Source organism: Lentzea kentuckyensis, assembly GCF_002150765.1.
In the GTDB taxonomy this organism is placed as follows: domain Bacteria; phylum Actinomycetota; class Actinomycetes; order Mycobacteriales; family Pseudonocardiaceae; genus Lentzea; species Lentzea kentuckyensis.
In genome coordinates, this window is record NZ_MUYM01000006.1 from 1 (window position 1) to 15,400 (window position 15,400).

At 70.3% G+C, this 15,400-nt stretch carries 11 protein-coding genes; 8 read left to right on the top strand and 3 right to left on the bottom strand.

The window, feature by feature from the left end; translation table 11 throughout:
- Window positions 1-452 precede the first annotated feature (452 nt).
- The 4 genes from B0F77_RS04365 (at window position 453) to B0F77_RS04380 (ending at window position 4,188) form a co-directional block, all read left to right on the top strand.
- Entirely contained in the window at window positions 453-1,679 is a 1,227-nt protein-coding gene (locus B0F77_RS04365) for an ATP-grasp domain-containing protein (protein ID WP_086661470.1), read from the top strand.
- A gap of 212 nt (window positions 1,680-1,891) precedes the next feature.
- On the top strand, window positions 1,892-2,515 hold the full coding sequence (locus B0F77_RS04370) for a 2OG-Fe dioxygenase family protein (RefSeq protein WP_211293654.1): 624 nt from the start codon (window positions 1,892-1,894) through the stop codon (window positions 2,513-2,515).
- A gap of 274 nt (window positions 2,516-2,789) precedes the next feature.
- Window positions 2,790-3,443, top strand: a complete 654-nt coding sequence (locus B0F77_RS47660) for a HemK2/MTQ2 family protein methyltransferase (RefSeq protein ID WP_158102585.1) — start codon at window positions 2,790-2,792, stop codon at window positions 3,441-3,443.
- Between the two features lie 85 nt (window positions 3,444-3,528).
- A complete protein-coding gene (locus B0F77_RS04380; RefSeq protein ID WP_158102586.1) occupies window positions 3,529-4,188 on the top strand; it encodes a tyrosine-protein phosphatase in 660 nt (219 codons plus the stop codon).
- Here B0F77_RS04380 and B0F77_RS04385 read toward each other — a convergent pair.
- Genes B0F77_RS04385 through B0F77_RS04395 form a run of 3 tightly spaced genes read right to left on the bottom strand, consistent with a single transcriptional unit; the run spans window position 4,174 to window position 11,524 of the window.
- Window positions 4,174-7,500, bottom strand: coding sequence for a non-ribosomal peptide synthetase (locus B0F77_RS04385; protein ID WP_086661474.1), 3,327 nt, complete (start codon window positions 7,498-7,500; stop codon window positions 4,174-4,176). The genes B0F77_RS04380 and B0F77_RS04385 overlap by 15 nt on opposite strands.
- Window positions 7,497-8,837: a hypothetical protein gene (locus tag B0F77_RS04390; protein ID WP_086661475.1), complete on the bottom strand. Its 1,341-nt coding sequence runs from the start codon at window positions 8,835-8,837 to the stop codon at window positions 7,497-7,499. Before B0F77_RS04390 ends, B0F77_RS04385 begins: the two co-directional genes overlap by 4 nt.
- Window positions 8,838-8,845: 8 nt before the next feature.
- On the bottom strand, window positions 8,846-11,524 hold the full coding sequence (locus B0F77_RS04395) for a helix-turn-helix transcriptional regulator (RefSeq protein ID WP_086661476.1): 2,679 nt from the start codon (window positions 11,522-11,524) through the stop codon (window positions 8,846-8,848).
- A 176-nt stretch (window positions 11,525-11,700) separates the two neighbouring features.
- Here B0F77_RS04395 and B0F77_RS04400 point away from each other — a divergent pair, with 176 nt between their 5' ends.
- Genes B0F77_RS04400 through B0F77_RS04415 form a run of 4 tightly spaced genes read left to right on the top strand, consistent with a single transcriptional unit; the run spans window position 11,701 to window position 15,375 of the window.
- Window positions 11,701-12,678: a phosphoribosylaminoimidazolesuccinocarboxamide synthase gene (locus B0F77_RS04400; protein ID WP_086661477.1), complete on the top strand. Its 978-nt coding sequence runs from the start codon at window positions 11,701-11,703 to the stop codon at window positions 12,676-12,678.
- A gap of 2 nt (window positions 12,679-12,680) precedes the next feature.
- Window positions 12,681-13,742 carry an adenylosuccinate synthetase gene (locus B0F77_RS04405; protein ID WP_245847833.1) on the top strand — a complete coding sequence of 354 codons (1,062 nt, stop codon included), beginning with the start codon at window positions 12,681-12,683 and terminating at the stop codon, window positions 13,740-13,742.
- A gap of 17 nt (window positions 13,743-13,759) precedes the next feature.
- Window positions 13,760-14,794 (top strand): beta-ribofuranosylaminobenzene 5'-phosphate synthase family protein, encoded by a 1,035-nt coding sequence (locus B0F77_RS04410; RefSeq protein ID WP_143466556.1) that lies wholly within the window; start codon window positions 13,760-13,762, stop codon window positions 14,792-14,794.
- A complete protein-coding gene (locus B0F77_RS04415; RefSeq protein ID WP_086661480.1) occupies window positions 14,794-15,375 on the top strand; it encodes a hypothetical protein in 582 nt (193 codons plus the stop codon). The genes B0F77_RS04410 and B0F77_RS04415 overlap by 1 nt, the downstream gene beginning before the upstream one ends.
- Window positions 15,376-15,400 lie beyond the last annotated feature (25 nt).

The window sequence follows — 15,400 nt, forward strand, 5'->3', positions numbered from 1 at the left end:
CACGACCAGCGCAGTTGGTGGTAGTTGAGGTGATCTGCAATCGATTACATCGGCTCGTAACTACAACCAACTTACAGGTGCAGCATCGTGAGAGCGCGACCACCGGGGTTGAGCACCTCAGCGCCGCTCTCCCGGACGCGATCACCGAAACCCGGTCCCAGCCCACCCCGCCTCGCCGCCACCGCGCCTGCCCGATGTCCTGGTCGCAGAAGTGCAACGGGTGTTTCACGGTGAGAGACAGCCGATTTCCTGTTCGGCTCGCGTCCGGCAGGCTTCATGGGTCCGGAAAATCGCCTGGGGGAAGCGGGGAAGTTCGTGGGTTTCCTGGTCATCTGGCCAACTCGCGTTCCGAGTTTTTTCAATGCGGGGCATCATTCATGTCGAATTCACCCTGGAAGAGCGCCGCATTCGCCGAGCGTGCGTCCGACGCCCCGGCGCTCCGGTGAGCTGTCATGACGATGCTCTTGTTGAACGCCCGTAACCTGCTGCGAAGTGTGCCGCTGTGGTTTCCGGACAGCGCGGACGAACTGGTCGTGCTGTCAGCTTCACGTGCGGTGCAGGGCATGTCCCCCGAGGACCAGCGCGAGCTGGCCGATCGATATCTCCATTTGGAGATCATGGAGGACTACCGGACGGATCGACTGGTCGGCCGTGCGATGGAGGTCTGCCGGGAGTTCGGCGTCACGCGGATTCTGACCGTGTCCGAAACGGACATCCTGCGAGCGGCCGAGATGCGTCGGGATCTCGGACTTCCAGGTCAGCAGGTGGAGTCCGCCATCGCCTACCGCGACAAGTTCGTGATGAAGACGATCGCCGCCGCGGCAGGGATACCGGTGACGCCGATGCGCCCGGTGGGTTCGTGGCCAGAACTGCTGGAAGCGGCGGAGGAGTTCGGCTACCCGCTGGTGATCAAGCGGCGCGATGGTCGCGCTTCGACGGATCAGTGGGTCCTCCAGGGAGAGAAAGAGCTTCGCGGGCTCACTGGCCTGTGGGGGGAGTCCCATTCCGGGTCCGCCTACCTCGCCGAGAAGTGGGTGTCCGGCCACAAGCTGAACGTGAACGGCCTCATGAGGGATGGCGAGGTAGTGCAGCAATCGCCATGCCGATATCTGCATTCGCCCTGGGAGACCCGGAACAGCAACCGGCATGCCGCCATGGGGATGTTGCCGCCGGAGGACCCGCTGTACGGGCGTCTGTGCCAGATGACGGCAGGGGTGATCGCGGCTCTGCCCGCTCCGCCCGGTATGTGCCCGTTCCACGCGGAGTTCTTCCTCGACGACCGAGGAGAACTGGTGTTCTGCGAGATCGCCTGCCGGGTGGGTGGCCTGCGCATCATCGATGCCTATGGGCTTTCGTTCGGTGTGAACCTGTACGAGGCTGGTTTGAAAGGGCAGGCGGGACGGTCGAACGAAGTCGAGCTCCGCGAATCCGGCGAACGCATCGGTATGGCGACCTTTGTTCCACAGCAAGGGGTTCTGCGGTCGATCCCGTCGTCCTGCCCACTTCCGCAGGCTTTCGACTACCGCGTCATGGGTTCGATCGGGCGTGGGTACGTCGGTTCGAACACCTCCAGCGATGAAATCGCCTCGGTTCTGCTTCGGCAGGAGGACCCGGATTGTCTGGCCGAGCTGTGGGAAGCGACGAACTGGTGGGACGGTGTGGTCAGCTGGGAGGAATAGCGCCACATCGACAGATCATAAAATGCGGAGACCGTCCATTGTGACGGGATCATCAGTGAAGGGTTCCTGACGACATGGAGTTAGTGCGACCAACGGACCGAACCATCCAAAGCAGGTATGACGAACTGTGTGAGAAAATAGCAACAGAGCGATACTGCCGACTTTCCGGGGCATCGACCGAGAATCTCCTCTCGCTGGCCGTGCCACGCGCGATGGACGACTGGGACGAGTTTCGTGCCAGCTGGCAGCGAATGCAGCTGGACACCTACATGGGTGACGGTGGGCGTTATCGGCGGCGGCGGCACACCGTCCTGACCGCTCCGCCCGGAGGACGCGCCCGCAAGATCGCGGAGCCGCGGCCCGTGTACCAAGACCTGGAGTTCAACTCACTCAACGGTGGTATCGCCAGGAAGTACGAGCCGGTGGAGGAGCACATCCTCAACGGAGCGGTGATGAGTGGCCTGGTCGATCTGGGGTGCGAGGTTTTCGGGCGTCTGGCCCCGACGTTGCCGTGGTACCTGGACATCCACCAGTTCCGCATCGAAGCGACCAGTGAGTTCATCGGCCGGCCAACCCCGGAGGGCATACATCGAGATGGAGTCAACTTCGTGCTGATGATGTTGGTCAACCGGGAGAACGTGGCCGGCGGGATCAGCGCGTTGTACGACGTGGACAAGAAACTCATCACGCAGGATTCGCTCCTCGAGCCCTTGGACATGTTCCTGGTCGACGATGCGCAAATCTTCCACGGAGTCAACCCCATCGAGCCGGAGGACCCCCAGCTTCCGGCGGTTCGGGACATGTTGGTCATTACCTACAAAGAGCATATTTCCTGAATTCCTGGTCGGGAGATCAAGTCGCGTATCAGTCGTGATGTCTGCTGGTACGCCACACGAGAGGATCGGAAATTTGACAATCCAGCCGCAGCCGAGCATCGATCAAATCGACACGGCCAGTGCCCCGCGACGTGTGCTCCCAGTAGGTGGAAGCGGGACGCTGTGGTCGAGCATGCCGGGGCATGGAATCGTCGAATTCCGTGGGCGACACCTCGACATCGTGGTCCCTGATCCGGATGAGGTCCTGTTCCCGACGGATTGTGGCCTGAGCCTGGTGGCGGCATTGCATCGTGACCACTCCGTGCACATCGAGGGCAAGAACGTGCTGGACATCGGCAGCGGCTCGGGGGTGTACGCCGTCGCCATGCTCGCGGCCGGCGCTGGACAGGTGACCGCGCTGGACATCAACCCGGCCGCGGCCGAGGTGACAGCGGAGAACGCCAGGAGGAACGGTCTGGACAGCGGACGGCTCACCTGCGTCACCGGTGACCTCGCCGACTTCCAGCCCGATCGGCGGTTCGATCTCGTCGTGGCCAACCCACCGCACCTGCCCTACGACGATCGGTACTCCGGCCACGGTGGCTTGGAGACCGCGCTGGTCGGCGGTGCCGACGGCAGACTGCTCTACGACCTGCTGGTCAGTCGTGCCGATGACCTGCTTGGTGAGGACGGGGTCATGATCGTCGCGCACTCCTCGCTCGCCGACATCGCTCGAACGATCGACGACATGAGTGCCCGTGGCTTCGTCCATCAGACCATCGAGGTCTGTGAGATGGACATTCCGCTGGTGAGGTACGCCGAACACCGGGAGACCGTGCTCGCCAGGCTCGCTGTTCTCCGTGAGCTGGGTTGTGCCTCGTTCGACGGCAAGCGTTTCTGGGTGAATGTGCTCGCGTTCTCGCGGTCTCACCGGTCCGGGACGAGGTAGGCGCGCGCCACGGACTGAGCGCCACCCGGTTCATCTGGCGAAAATCGGTGCCGCACCAGGGCGTTCCGGCCAGCACGCTGAACGGGTGCATGAACATTTTCGCGACTTCGCGACCGTGTCGGCGACGGTGCGACCGGGACGGCTGTACCGCGTTGGCTGGACGTTGCTCGCCGGGTGTCCGGTGGGGATGGAGGCGGCGCCGGGTGCGGTGCTGATCGACCTGCGCAGTGCGGTGGAGATGACACCGCTCGTGGGGGCGGTGAGCATTCCGATCGACGTGCCCGGTGTGGTGGCGCGGCTCGGCGGACGGCCGGCCGACGCGGAGTACTCGGCGCTCTACGCCGCCACGGTGGACTTGTGCGGCCGGGAGATCGTCGGCGTGGTCACGGCTGTCGCCGGGGCCGCGGGGCCGGTTGCTCTCGGGTGTTCGCTGGGCAAGGACAGGACGGGGCTGGTCGTCGCGTTGCTCGGCGTGCTGGTCGGCGTGCCCGAGGCCGAGGTGCTGGCCGCGGACGTGCTTGCGCGGCGGGGGATTCTCGGGTGTGAAGCCGCTGTGCGCACGTATGCGGCCGCTCGAGGGTGCACTGTGGACGAGCTCGTGCGCCGGTGTTCGCTCGATGACTCGGCTTTGCGGTTCACGCTGGAGCACGTCCGGGTGCGCTACGGCGGGGTGGAGAAATACCTGCTGGCCAATGGACTTGGTGCATCCACAGTGGACAGGCTGCGGGAGTCACTGCTCGAGTGATGACCTGAGCAGGCGGGCGCAGGCGGTGGCGCCTGCGCCCGAGAGCATCGTGTCGTGGTCGCCGGGGACGGTGTGTTCGGTCAGGCCATGAGCGCGGAGCACGGCCAGCCAGTCCTGTTCCTCCGCGGAGTCCTCGGCCGCCTCCGCCGGGCGGATCAGCGTCACCCTGCCGGGGTAGGGGAGAGGTCGCCAGGTCGTCAGGGCGGCCGCGTTCGCCTGGTGCACAGGGGTTGTCGCGTTGTCCGTGCGGCCGGTCAGCCGCGGGTCGATCAGGGTGACCGAGCCGACCGCTCTGCCGGCGAGGGATAGCAGGCGGGCCATCTCGTAGGCGACCACGCCGCCGAACGACCAGCCGGCCAGGTGGATCGGGGCGGCGGGGTGGGTTCGCGTCGCCAGGTCCGTGTAGTGCCGGGCCATGTCGGGGATCGAGCGCAGGGGCTCGGACAGGCCGTCCAGACCTGGTGCCTGGACGGCGGAGATCGCCGGGGCGTGGCCCAGCCCGGCCACCAGTTCGCGGTAACCGAGCAGGTGGCCGCCTGCGGGATGGACGAGCACCAGGTGCGCGGCGTCCGTGCGGCCGGAGCCCAGGGGGACCACTGTCGGCCACGGCTCGGCGGGGTGCGTGTGGCGCAGCAACGCCGCCAGCCTCGCCACCGTCGCGTCGCGGAACAGGGCGGACACCGGGACGGACCGGCCGGTCACTTCTCTGATGCGGCCCATCAGCTTCGTCGCGAGCAGGGAGTCGCCGCCCAGTTCGAAGAAGTCGTCCGTCACGCCGACCGGTTCACGGCCCAGGAGGTTCTCCCACATCCGGGTCAGCAGCAGTTCCGCGTCGTCGGACGGCGGCACGGTGCCGCCGGCGGGAGGCGGGGGCAGGCTCGCGCGGTCGAGTTTGCCGTTGGGAGTCAGGGGAAGGTCGTCCAGCAGCACGACGGCGCCGGGCACCATCGCCGGAGGCAGCCTCGTCAGCAGATGGCGGCGCAGTTCCGCGGACAACAGCGCCGGGTCCGACCAGGCGCCGGTGCCCGCTTCGGCGGGGGAGAGGACGCTGCCCGGCCGAACCGCGTACAGCAACGCCAGTCCGGCGCCGTCGCGCTCGCCCTGGTGGTCGACCGTCGTGCGGAAACCGTGACGCTCCAGCAGGTTCAGCACGGTGTCCAGCCTGCCGCCGATGTCGTGCACCTCGGCGGCGACCTGGTGGATCATGGGCCAGTGCTCGTCGTCGATGCCCGCCAGAACGGCGAGTTCGGCGCGTTCGACGTCGATCTTCAGCAGGTCCACCCTGGTGACGCCGTGCTCGCGGATCACCGAGGACAGGGTGCGGACCGGGCACAGGATCCGGCGGGCGCGCAACGCCTCGTCGAGCACGGTCTCCACCTGGTCGGCGGCGGCGCCCGCCCTGGACGTGACGTGATCGCGCACGGCGCGGCGGTCGAGCACGGGGTCCGCGTACTGCCCGGAGATGATCGAGACACCGGGGTAGTACGTGAACGGCACCTCGCCGTTGGTGCCGGCCAGGCCGTAGGCACCGACGTGCGCGTTCACGCCGTGCAGCTCGGTGTTCAGCCGCAGCAGCGAGTGGATCTCGGGTACGGGCTCGAAGGCGAACACCCTGACGCCGTCCCCGAACCTGGCCGCGAACAGGCTGAACATGCCGATGTTCGCGCCCACGTCGAAGACGCAGGCGTCCGATGCCAGGCCGAGGCCGTGACGCAGGTACACCCGCTGCTCGAAGATCTCCCGGTACAGGAACTCGGTCTCCGCCGTGCCGTGGTGGAACACCAGCGTGCCGTCCGGCAGCCGGTGCCTGCTGTGCCCGGCCGTGCGACCCTCCGCGTCCCACCGCGTCAGCCTTCTCACGGGGCCTGCCCGGTCCGCGTCCGGCACCACGTGCGCGACCAGTCGCGCCTCGCCAGGCGGCACGGAGACGACGGCCGACTGCACCGCCGGATGGTCGGCGAGCACCGCCTCGATCTCGCCCGGCTCGACCCGGACACCGTGCACCTTCACCTGGTGATCGGTGCGGCCCAGGTACTCGAGTGCGCCGTCGGCGGCGAACCGGCCGAGGTCCCCGGTGCGGTAGAGCCGCGCGCCGGGGTCGTCGTCGAACGGGTCGGGGACGAACCGCTCCTCGGTGAGCTCGGGACGCCGCAGGTAGCCGCGGCCCACGCCGACACCGCCCAGGTAGATTTCGCCGGCCATGCCGATCGGCACCGGCGCGCGTTGTTCGTTGAGCACGTGGACGCGCACGTTCGCGATGGGGCGCCCGATGGGCACGGTGTCCCTGATGTCCTCGGCCGTGCAGTGCCAGTGCGTGACGTCGATGGCGGCCTCGGTGGGGCCGTACAGGTTGTGCAGCTCCGCGGGCAGGTGCTGGTGGAAGCGCCTCTGCAGCGGCACGGTGAGCGCCTCGCCGCTGCACAGCACGCGGCGCAGGCTCACACAGCCGGCCGACCCCGCGGCCTCCAGGAACCCCCACAGCATCGACGGTACGAAGTGGACGGTCGTGATGTGGTGCGTGCGGATCAGCTCGGCCACCCGCACCGGGTCGAGGTGGGCGCCCGGCTCGGCCAGCACCAGCCTCGCGCCCGCCAGCAACGGCCAGAAGAACTCCCACACCGAGACGTCGAACGAACAGGGTGTCTTCTGCAGCACCGCGTCGGTCTCGTCCAGCCCGAACCGCTGCTGTGTCCACTGCAGACGGTTGCCGACCGCGCGATGGGTGTTCAGCGCGCCTTTCGGCGTGCCGGTGGAACCCGACGTGTAGATGACGTAGGCCAGGTTGGCGGTCGACGCCACGGGTTCCGGGTCGGTCGCCGGAAAGCCGGCCAGCGCGGCACCGCCGGGACCGAAGCCGTCATCCATGTGCAGCAGGAGGTCCGCCGGCCCGACGGCGTCGAGCCGCCTCCTGGTCAGCACCAGCGCGGGTGCGGCGTCGTCGACCATCGCGGCCAGCCGGGCGGGCGGGTGGTCCGGGTCCAGGGGCAGGTACGCGCCACCGGCTTTGAGGACCGCCAGCAGAGCGACCACCAGTTCGACGGAACGGTCGAGGTGCACCGCGACCACGGACTCCGGCACGACTCCCCTGGTGCGCAGGTGATGCGCGAGCCGGTTGGCCCACTCGTTGAGCTCGCGGTAGCTCAGCCGGCGGTCGCCGGACACGAGCGCGGTCGCGGCCGGCGACCGGCGCACCTGCTGTTCGACGAGGTGGTGCACGGTGACGTCGGGGAAGTCCACGTCCGTGCGGTTCCACTCGGCCAGCCGGCGCCGCTCGGCGGGCGAGGCCTCCGTCCTCTGATCGGTCGCCGTCATCCGGTGATCGCGATCCCGGCGCCCAGCGCGCGCAGCCGCCGCGCGAAGTGACCGTAGCCGCGGTCGAGGTGGTCGATGCCGTGGACGACGGTGCGACCGGGCACCGTCAGCGCGGCGGCGACGCAGACGGCCGCGCTGCGGGTGTCCGACGGGCGGAGCGGTTCGGCTGCCTCGCGGAACCGGCTCGGGCGGATGATCAGCGTCTCGCCCTCGACGCGGACGTCGGCGCCGAGCAGCTCCAGCTGTGCGGCGTAGTCGAACCGGCTGCCCCAGATACGATCCTCCACTGTGGACTCACTCGTGGCGTGGTGCAGCATCAGCGCGAGCAGCGGCGTGATGTCGGTCGAGATGCCGGTGGACTCGGCGACGAGCTTCGCCCCGGCGTACGGACCGGGGGCGGGGCGCACGGTGACGGTGTCCGCACCGAACTCCGGTTCGATGCCGAACCCGCGCAGGAACGCCAGCTCGCGGTGGACCGCCGAGAAGAGCCTGGGCGCGTCACCGACGTCGAGGGTCAGTTCCGAGCCGGTCATCGCCGCGATCGCCTGCCAGGTGGCCCACTCGACGGGGCACGGCATGAGGTCGTAGGGCGTGGTGGCCGTCCGGAACGACCCACCGGTGACCAGCCAGCACGCGTCCCGCTGCTCGATCGTCACCCCGATCGCGCGCAGCAGCGAGATCAGCTCGTGCTGGGCCTCCCTGGCGTGCGGGTGCAGGATGATGCTGGTGCCGGGGGACGCCGCCGCCATGAGCAGCGCGGTCTTCGACGCCCCGGACACCCTCGGGCCCTCCGGCAGCACTGGGTCCGTCGACCACCGCGAGATGTCGATCGTGGCGGGCCGCAGCGTCTCGGCGGTCACCCGCAGAGTCGTGCCGGACTCCCACCGCGCCGTGGCGCCGAACTCCGCCATGACCTCGAGCATGTGGTCGATCGGACGCGCGAGGCCGCGTTCGAACCGGCCGAGCCCGTCCCCGCCGGCGCCGTGGAAGACGACCGAGCCGCGCTGGGCGAGCACGGCCGGGAGCAGGTAGAGCGACCCGTGCACCAGCCTGGTCAGCTCGGCGGGCAGCTCCGAATCGGTGATCTTGCCGTGCACCTCCAGCGACGTGCCGGTGCCCTCGACCCTGCCGCCGAGCGCGCGGACGATGTCGGAGAGCACCAGCCGGTCGGTGAGCGCGGGCACGTTGCCGAGCGCGACGGTGGCACCGGTCGCGACGGTCGCGGCGAACGCGAGAACGGTGCCGTGCTTGGTACCGGGCACGGTGACCCTGCCCCGCAGCGGCCTCCCGCCGTCGATCACCGCGACGCGGCCGTGCTGGGAATCCTGTTCGGGCATGCGTTTCCTCACTTGCCGTGGACGTCGACGTGGGTCACGACCGCACGCAGTTCGCGGAGTTGGTGGCGCGAGCTGATGCCCAGCTTCGGGAACAGCTTGTAGAGGTGGTCGCTGATGGTGCGGGGACTGACGAACAGCTCGGCCGCTATCTGGCGGTTGGTCATGCCCTCGGCGACCGACTGGACGATCTGCAGCTCGCGCGGTGTCAGCTCGGCGAGCACCTCCGGCTCGGTCGTCGGCCCGCCGCCCGCCGGATCGCCCGCGGCCCGCAGTTCCGAGCGGCTGTGGGCCGCCCACAGCTCCGACCCGAGCGAGTCGAACCGGGTGAGTGCCGCGTGCAGGTGCACCTTGGCGTCCTTGACCCGCCTGGCCCGCCGCAGCCGGGAGCCGAGCAGCAACCGGGTGCGGGCCTGCTCGAACGGTGGCAGCACGTGCTCCGACAGCGCCTCGGCGAACAGCGCCACGGCCTGCTCGTCGCCCGAGACCAGCGCCCGGCACCGCGCGGCGAGCGCGCGGTGCACCGCGGTACCCGACCTCACGGCCAGCTGTTCGTGACGTTCCCGCAGCTGGCGTGCCTCACCGAGGTCGCCCTCCCGCACGAGCGCCTCCACCAGGTCGGGCAGCGCGGCGAGAGCGACCGCGGGATGCCCGCCGGGACCCCGGTCGTCGACGGCCTCCCGCAGGTGCAGGCTCGCCTGGCCGACCTTGCCCTCACCGAGCGCGAGCAGGCCGAGCGCGCGGTGTGCCACGGCGGTGCCCAGCGCGATCCGCCGCGGTGTGCCCGTGTCGAGCGCGGCGGTGGCGTGCTCGCGGCACCGTTCAGCGTCGCCTCGCGTCGCGGCCACCCACGCCAGCAACGCGTGCAGCAGGCACGAGGTGCCGAGCTGCTCGGCGGGCAGGCGGCGCAGCGCGGCGTGCGCCCGGTTCTCCGCCTCGGACAGGCGCCCGGCCTCGATGTCCGCGATGACCAGTGGTGGCGCGCCGAGCGGCAGCGACCGTGTGCGGGCGGGAGCCAGCTCAGCCGGCCAGACGAGGGCCGCCGGCCACGAGGTGACCTCGGACGGCCGGTCCGCCGGGCCCAGTCCGGCCGGTGACTCGCGAACATCCGGTGGCGCGGGTTCGTTGTGCGTGGTGCCGGCCGCGGCCGGTAGTTCGTGTGCGCCCGCTGGTGCCGGCCGGTCGAGCCCGGCGAGCATGTCCAGGGCGTTGGTCAGCGCGGGTCCGTCGTTGCCGAGCCATGCCGCTCGGGCGGCCATCACGACCATCTCGCGGGCGAGGTCCGGGTGGGTGCGCAGCACGGGGCGCGCGCCGTCGAGCAGGAGCCGGTGCGAGTCGGCCGGCGAACCGTCGGCCTGCGTCGCGGTGCCACGCAGGTAGGCCACCCGCGCGCGGAGCTCGGTACTGCCGCCGGTCGGGTCCGCGAGGTCGAGCAGTGCGCGGGCCCGCGGCGAGTGCCCGCTCAGCCACGAGCACTCGGCCGCGCGCACCACGTGACTGATCTTGTGTTCGTGCCTGCCGGTCAGCTGCGCCGCGCGTTCCAGCGTCCTGGCCGCGGCCTGGTGGTTGCCCTCGCCCAGGTAGCGGCCGGCGACCTGGGCGAGCTCTTCGGCCAGCGGTTCGTCCACCTGCCACGCGCAGGCGGCGCGGTGCAGGACGCGGCGCGGGTCGTCGGCACCGAGCACCGCGGCCACCGACCGGTGCGCCCGTTGCCGATCGGCCGTCGACGCGCCGTGGTAGACCACCGACCGCAGCATCGGCGGGTGGAACCGCAGCCGGTGGTCCGTCGTGGCGATCAGTCCCTTCGCCACCGCCGTGCCGATCGACTCCGGCGGCAGGCCCGCCGCGCGGGCGGCGGCGATCACGGTGCCCAGTTCGCCGTCGTGCTCCGCCGCGGCCAGCAGCAAGAGGTGCCTGGTCTGTTCGGGGAGCCGCTCGACGAGCCGGAGCAGGCTCGTCGCCAGCCTGCCCGTCGTCCGCAGGTGTTCGGGGATGGGCTCGACGCCGCGCACCTGGTCGGCGGACAGCGCGCGGGACAGTTCGAGGAGCGCCAGCGGGTTGCCCGCCGCCTCGGCGAGCACCCGGTCGACCACGCTCGGCACGGCGTCACCGCACTGCGCCAGCAGGAGCGAACGGGCGTGCTCGTCGTCCAGCGGGCCGAGCCTGATCTCGTCGAGCCCGGCGAACCGGCCGCCGCGGTCCCCGGTCGCGATGATCACCGCGACCGCCTCGCGCTCGATCCGGCGGGCGACGAACGTCAGCACGTCGGCGGACCGCGAGTCGAACCAGTGCGCGTCGTCGACCGCCAGCACGACCGGTCGTTCCCTGGCCACGTCGGTCAGCACGGTGAGCGTCGCCAGCGAGACGAGGTAGGCGTCGGGGACGGCCTGCTCGAGCCCGAACACCGCCCGCAACGCGGTGCGCTGGGGTGCGGGAAGGCCGTCGATGCGGTGCCGAAGCGGTCTGAGGAGCTGGTGGACCGCGGCGAACGGGAGGGCCGACTCGGCCTCGGATCCCGCCGCCCGCACGAGCTGCGTGCCCGCGGTGTGGTCACGGATCACCGCGTCGAGCACCGCGCTCTTTCCCATCCCGGCCTCACCGGTCAGCAACGTCGTTCCACTGACTCCGGCGCGGGCTCCTTCGATCAGGCGCCACAGCGCACGCGTTTCGTTTTCTCGGCCCCCATGCACGCTTCGCAGGCTAGCGTCGGGCGGGTACGTGATCGCGAGCCGAGTTTCACGGCGTGGAATGAGGATCGGCCCGCGGTCGTACCGTCAGCCGACAGATGCGCGGGTCCGCGAGGACGTCCGGACCGCCAGTCATCTGCCCGATTTCACCCGCGGTGGCGAAGCCCGACGCTGGGGACATGCCGAAGCGCTTCTCGACGAAGAATCTGACTGTGGTCGAAGAGCCCACCGCCACGCGCAGTGGAGTGGGCATATTCGAGTTCACCGATGATTATTCGGTCTTCCACTTCGGCAAAATGCCGGACGTCATTCCCGGCAAGGGCGAGGCCATCTGCCGCATGGCGGCGTTCAACTTCCGCATGCTCGAGGAAGCAGGCGTGCCCACCCATTTCCGCCGCCAAGTCGCGCCGAACAAGATCGAGTTCACGCTGGTGCGCGTGCTCAACCCCGAGCACGCGCCGATCCCGGCGGGTGAGCGGAACTACCTGGTGCCCCTGCAGGTCGTCTTCCGCAACGCGTTGCCACCGGGGAACTCGCTGCGGCGCAGGCTGGCCTCCGGGGTGACGACTCTCGAAGCGGTCGGGCTGGACCGGCTGCCCGCGGAGGGTGAGCCTCTCGCCGAGCCGCTGATCGAGTTCACCACGAAGCTGGAGGAGATCGACCGCTTCGTGCAGGTCGAGGAGGCGCGGCGGATCGCGGCGCTGGACGACGCGCGGCTCGCCGAGATCAGGCGCAACACGCTGCTGATCGACAAGGTGATCACCGAGCACGCGCGGTCGGTCGGACTCGACCACGCCGACGGCAAGGTCGAGCACGGCGTCGACCAGGACGGCCGGGTCATCCTGGTGGACAACGCGGGCACGCCCGACGAGAACCGGCTGACGATCGACGGTGTGCACATCGGCAAGCAGGTCATGCGGGACTGGTACCTCGCCCGCGACCTCGAGGCCGAGGTGCAGCGGTACGCGGCCGAAGGGCTGGACCGCTCGCGCTGGCCCAGGCCGGAGCCGTTGCCGATCGGGTTCGTCGCGCCGATCGCCGACATGTACCGCTCGCTGTGCGAAGCCTGGACCGGGGAACGGATCTGGGGCGCGCCCCCGCTGGAGGACGTGGTGGAGACCGTGCGCCTGCTGAACACCGAAGCTGTCAGCTGGTGACGATGCTGCTGCGCCCGGAGGTGGTCGTCGTCGGCTGCCTGCCGGGCCTGCCGGGCACGGCCGCCGTCACCGAGATGCTCAGCGCTGGAGCCGACGCCGTGGTGCGCGCGCCGGACGGGCCCGGTTCCGCACGGGTGAGCACGCAGGTGCCCGGCGGTGGCAACGGCGCTACCGGTGTGCTCGGCGACGGCTGCGCGGTCGACCCGGCCCTGCTGCTCGCCGAGATCGAGGCGCGGCGGCGCACCGGCGTGGCACTGGCCGTCAGCGAGCACGCGCCCGTGATCATGCCGTACCACCGCGTACAGGATGCCCAGGTCCAGCGGTGGGCGGAGCTGCCGGCCACCGGCCCGTTGGCCGGCGCCGGTCCCTGTCACGAGGATCGGATCGCGGGGATCGGGTTGCGCATGGGCGACCTGCTCGATCCCGGCGTGCTGCGCGCCAGGCTGAACCGGCTGGTGCCGCTGAAGCTCGCCCTGCTGGAGAGGCTGTACGGCTGGGTGCCCAACGGGCAGCGGGCGCTCTTCGACGTGGACGTGCTGGTCGACAGCTATCGCGACTACGGCCAGAGGCTGGAGCCGCATCTCACGGACGTGCCGGACTTCCTGACCGCGGTGCGGGCCCGTGGCGGACGCATCGTGCACGAGGCCTGCGGACCGGACGGCTGGGCCGCCGCCGCGCTCGGCGCGATGTCCCCGGACCTGGTGTCGGTCGTCGGCGTCACGCCCGCCTGCACCTCGGTCACGGCGGGACGGGTGGAGGGCCTCGACCTGACGAGGTTGCGCAGGACCGTCCGGCACGCCCGCGTGGACTGGTTGTGCGTGACCGGCGTCGACGTGCTGGCGGGCCTCGGCGACATCCCGGTCGCGACGGAGCAGGGGTACCTGCCGGGCTGGCCGGTCGTGGACTGGGCCGAGGTCGCGCGTGTCGGCGACAGCGCCCTGCCCGCCGCCGCGCGTCGCTACGGCGAGTACGTGGCCAACGTCGTGGGCGTCCGGCTGGGCGGTCTGAGCGTCGGCCACCGCCCGGAGGACACCATCCTGCTCGACGCGATACCGAACCTGTGACCTGCGAGGAGCGATCGATGACCGTGCCGGAGTCCAGCTGGGGAATGTCCGTGCGCGCCGCCGCGAGGCTCAGCTTCACCCTGATCGACCTGAACGGGTCCACCGGGAGGCGCAACGGCATGGCGTCGCTCTCCTTGCGGGACCCGGCGCTGCACGCCACGGTGTGGGCGGCCGACGGTGAGACCGAGGTGTCCGGTGCGGCCACGACGTACTCCGAGGACGTCCGCGCGCTGCTCGACGCCCTGCGTGCGCGCCTCGACGGGCCCGCGGCGCACTGCCGGATCGACCGCGCGTTGCCCGCCCACCACGGGTTCGGCTCCAAGACGACCACACTGCTGGCCGTCGGCAGGGCGTACGCGCACCTGTGCGGGCACCCGCTGGACACCGCCGAGATCGCCAGGCTGTGCGGCCGCGGCGGCACCTCCGGCGCCAGCGTCAACCTGATCGACCGAGGCGGTTTCCTCGTCGACGGCGGACACGCCAACCCGGCGGACTTCGCCGACGACCCCCACCGTTACCTGCTGCCCAGCCGGTTCGCCGGTGCCGCCACCCGCAAGCCACCGGTGCTGGTGAACCTGCCGTTCCCGTCCTGGCCGATCCTGGTGATCATCACGGAGGGTCTCGAGCTGCACGGCAAACCGGAGCTGGACTGGTTCCGCGCGACGCTGCCGATCCCGTACGAGGAAGCCTGCCGCACCGCGCACCTCGTGCTGATGAACCTGGCGCCCGCGATCGCCGAGGCGGACTACCCGGCGTTCTGCCGCGCGCTCGACCGGCTCACCTTCGAGACCCACTACAAGCAGGAACAGGTCGTGATCCAGCCGCCGGGGGTGAAACGGCTGCTGCACGAGGGCAGGGAACGTTCCGACGTCGACGCGATCGGCATGAGCGTGACCGGACCGATGTGCTTCGCGTTCACCCGCGACCCCGCGAGCGCCACCGCCTGGCTGGCGGAGCTGCGTGAGGAGGGCGTCGTGCGCGACTTCTTCTTCACCAGCGCGCAGAACCACGCCGCGGAGCTGTCCGGCGTGCCACTCGGGTTGGAGGCGTGATGCGGGCGTTGCTCAGCTCGTACGACAAGACCGGCATTGTCGGGCTCGGCCGCGACCTGGCCGCGCTGGGGTGGGACCTCGTCGCCACCGAGGGAACGGCCCGGCTGCTCGCGGCCGACGGCCTCACGGTGCTGTCCACCACCGAGTGGACCGGGCTGCCCGTCATGTTCGACGGGCGGCTCAAGACGTTGCACCACAAGGTGTTCGCGGCACTGCTCAGCCGCAGGGACAGCGCGGCGCACCTCGCCGAGCAGGACGCGACGGGAGTCGTCCCGTTCGACCTCATCGCGGGCAGCTTCACGCCGTTCGCGCGGCTCGCGCCCGGCTCGCCGGACGACGAGCTGCCCGACCTGATCGACATCGGCGGCCCGGCGATGATGCGGGCCGCCGCGAAGAACCACAGGTGGGTGCTGCCGCTCGTCGACCCCGGCGACTACGGCCCGGTCACCGCGTTGCTGCGGGCGGCGGGCGGCGACCCGGCCGGTGTGCCGGACGAGGTGCGCAGAAGCCTGGCGGCCAAGGCGTTCCGCCTTCTGTCCGATGTGGACTCGGCGATCGCCTCGGCGCTCGTGGCGGGCTAGGGCCCTGCACCTGCAAGTTGGTTGT

Excerpts from the sequence above, each read along its gene's own strand:
- B0F77_RS04390 (WP_086661475.1), bottom strand. The coding sequence starts at position 8,837 with ATGCCCGAACAGGATTCCCAGCACGGCCGCGTCGCGGTGATCGACGGC.
- B0F77_RS04370 (WP_211293654.1), top strand. The coding sequence starts at position 1,892 with ATGGACGACTGGGACGAGTTTCGTGCCAGCTGGCAGCGAATGCAGCTG.
- B0F77_RS04405 (WP_245847833.1), top strand. The coding sequence starts at position 12,681 with ATGCTGCTGCGCCCGGAGGTGGTCGTCGTCGGCTGCCTGCCGGGCCTG.
- B0F77_RS04415 (WP_086661480.1), top strand. The coding sequence starts at position 14,794 with ATGCGGGCGTTGCTCAGCTCGTACGACAAGACCGGCATTGTCGGGCTC.
- B0F77_RS04410 (WP_143466556.1), top strand. The coding sequence starts at position 13,760 with ATGACCGTGCCGGAGTCCAGCTGGGGAATGTCCGTGCGCGCCGCCGCG.
- B0F77_RS04365 (WP_086661470.1), top strand. The coding sequence starts at position 453 with ATGACGATGCTCTTGTTGAACGCCCGTAACCTGCTGCGAAGTGTGCCG.
- B0F77_RS04400 (WP_086661477.1), top strand. The coding sequence starts at position 11,701 with ATGCCGAAGCGCTTCTCGACGAAGAATCTGACTGTGGTCGAAGAGCCC.
- B0F77_RS04385 (WP_086661474.1), bottom strand. The coding sequence starts at position 7,500 with ATGACGGCGACCGATCAGAGGACGGAGGCCTCGCCCGCCGAGCGGCGC.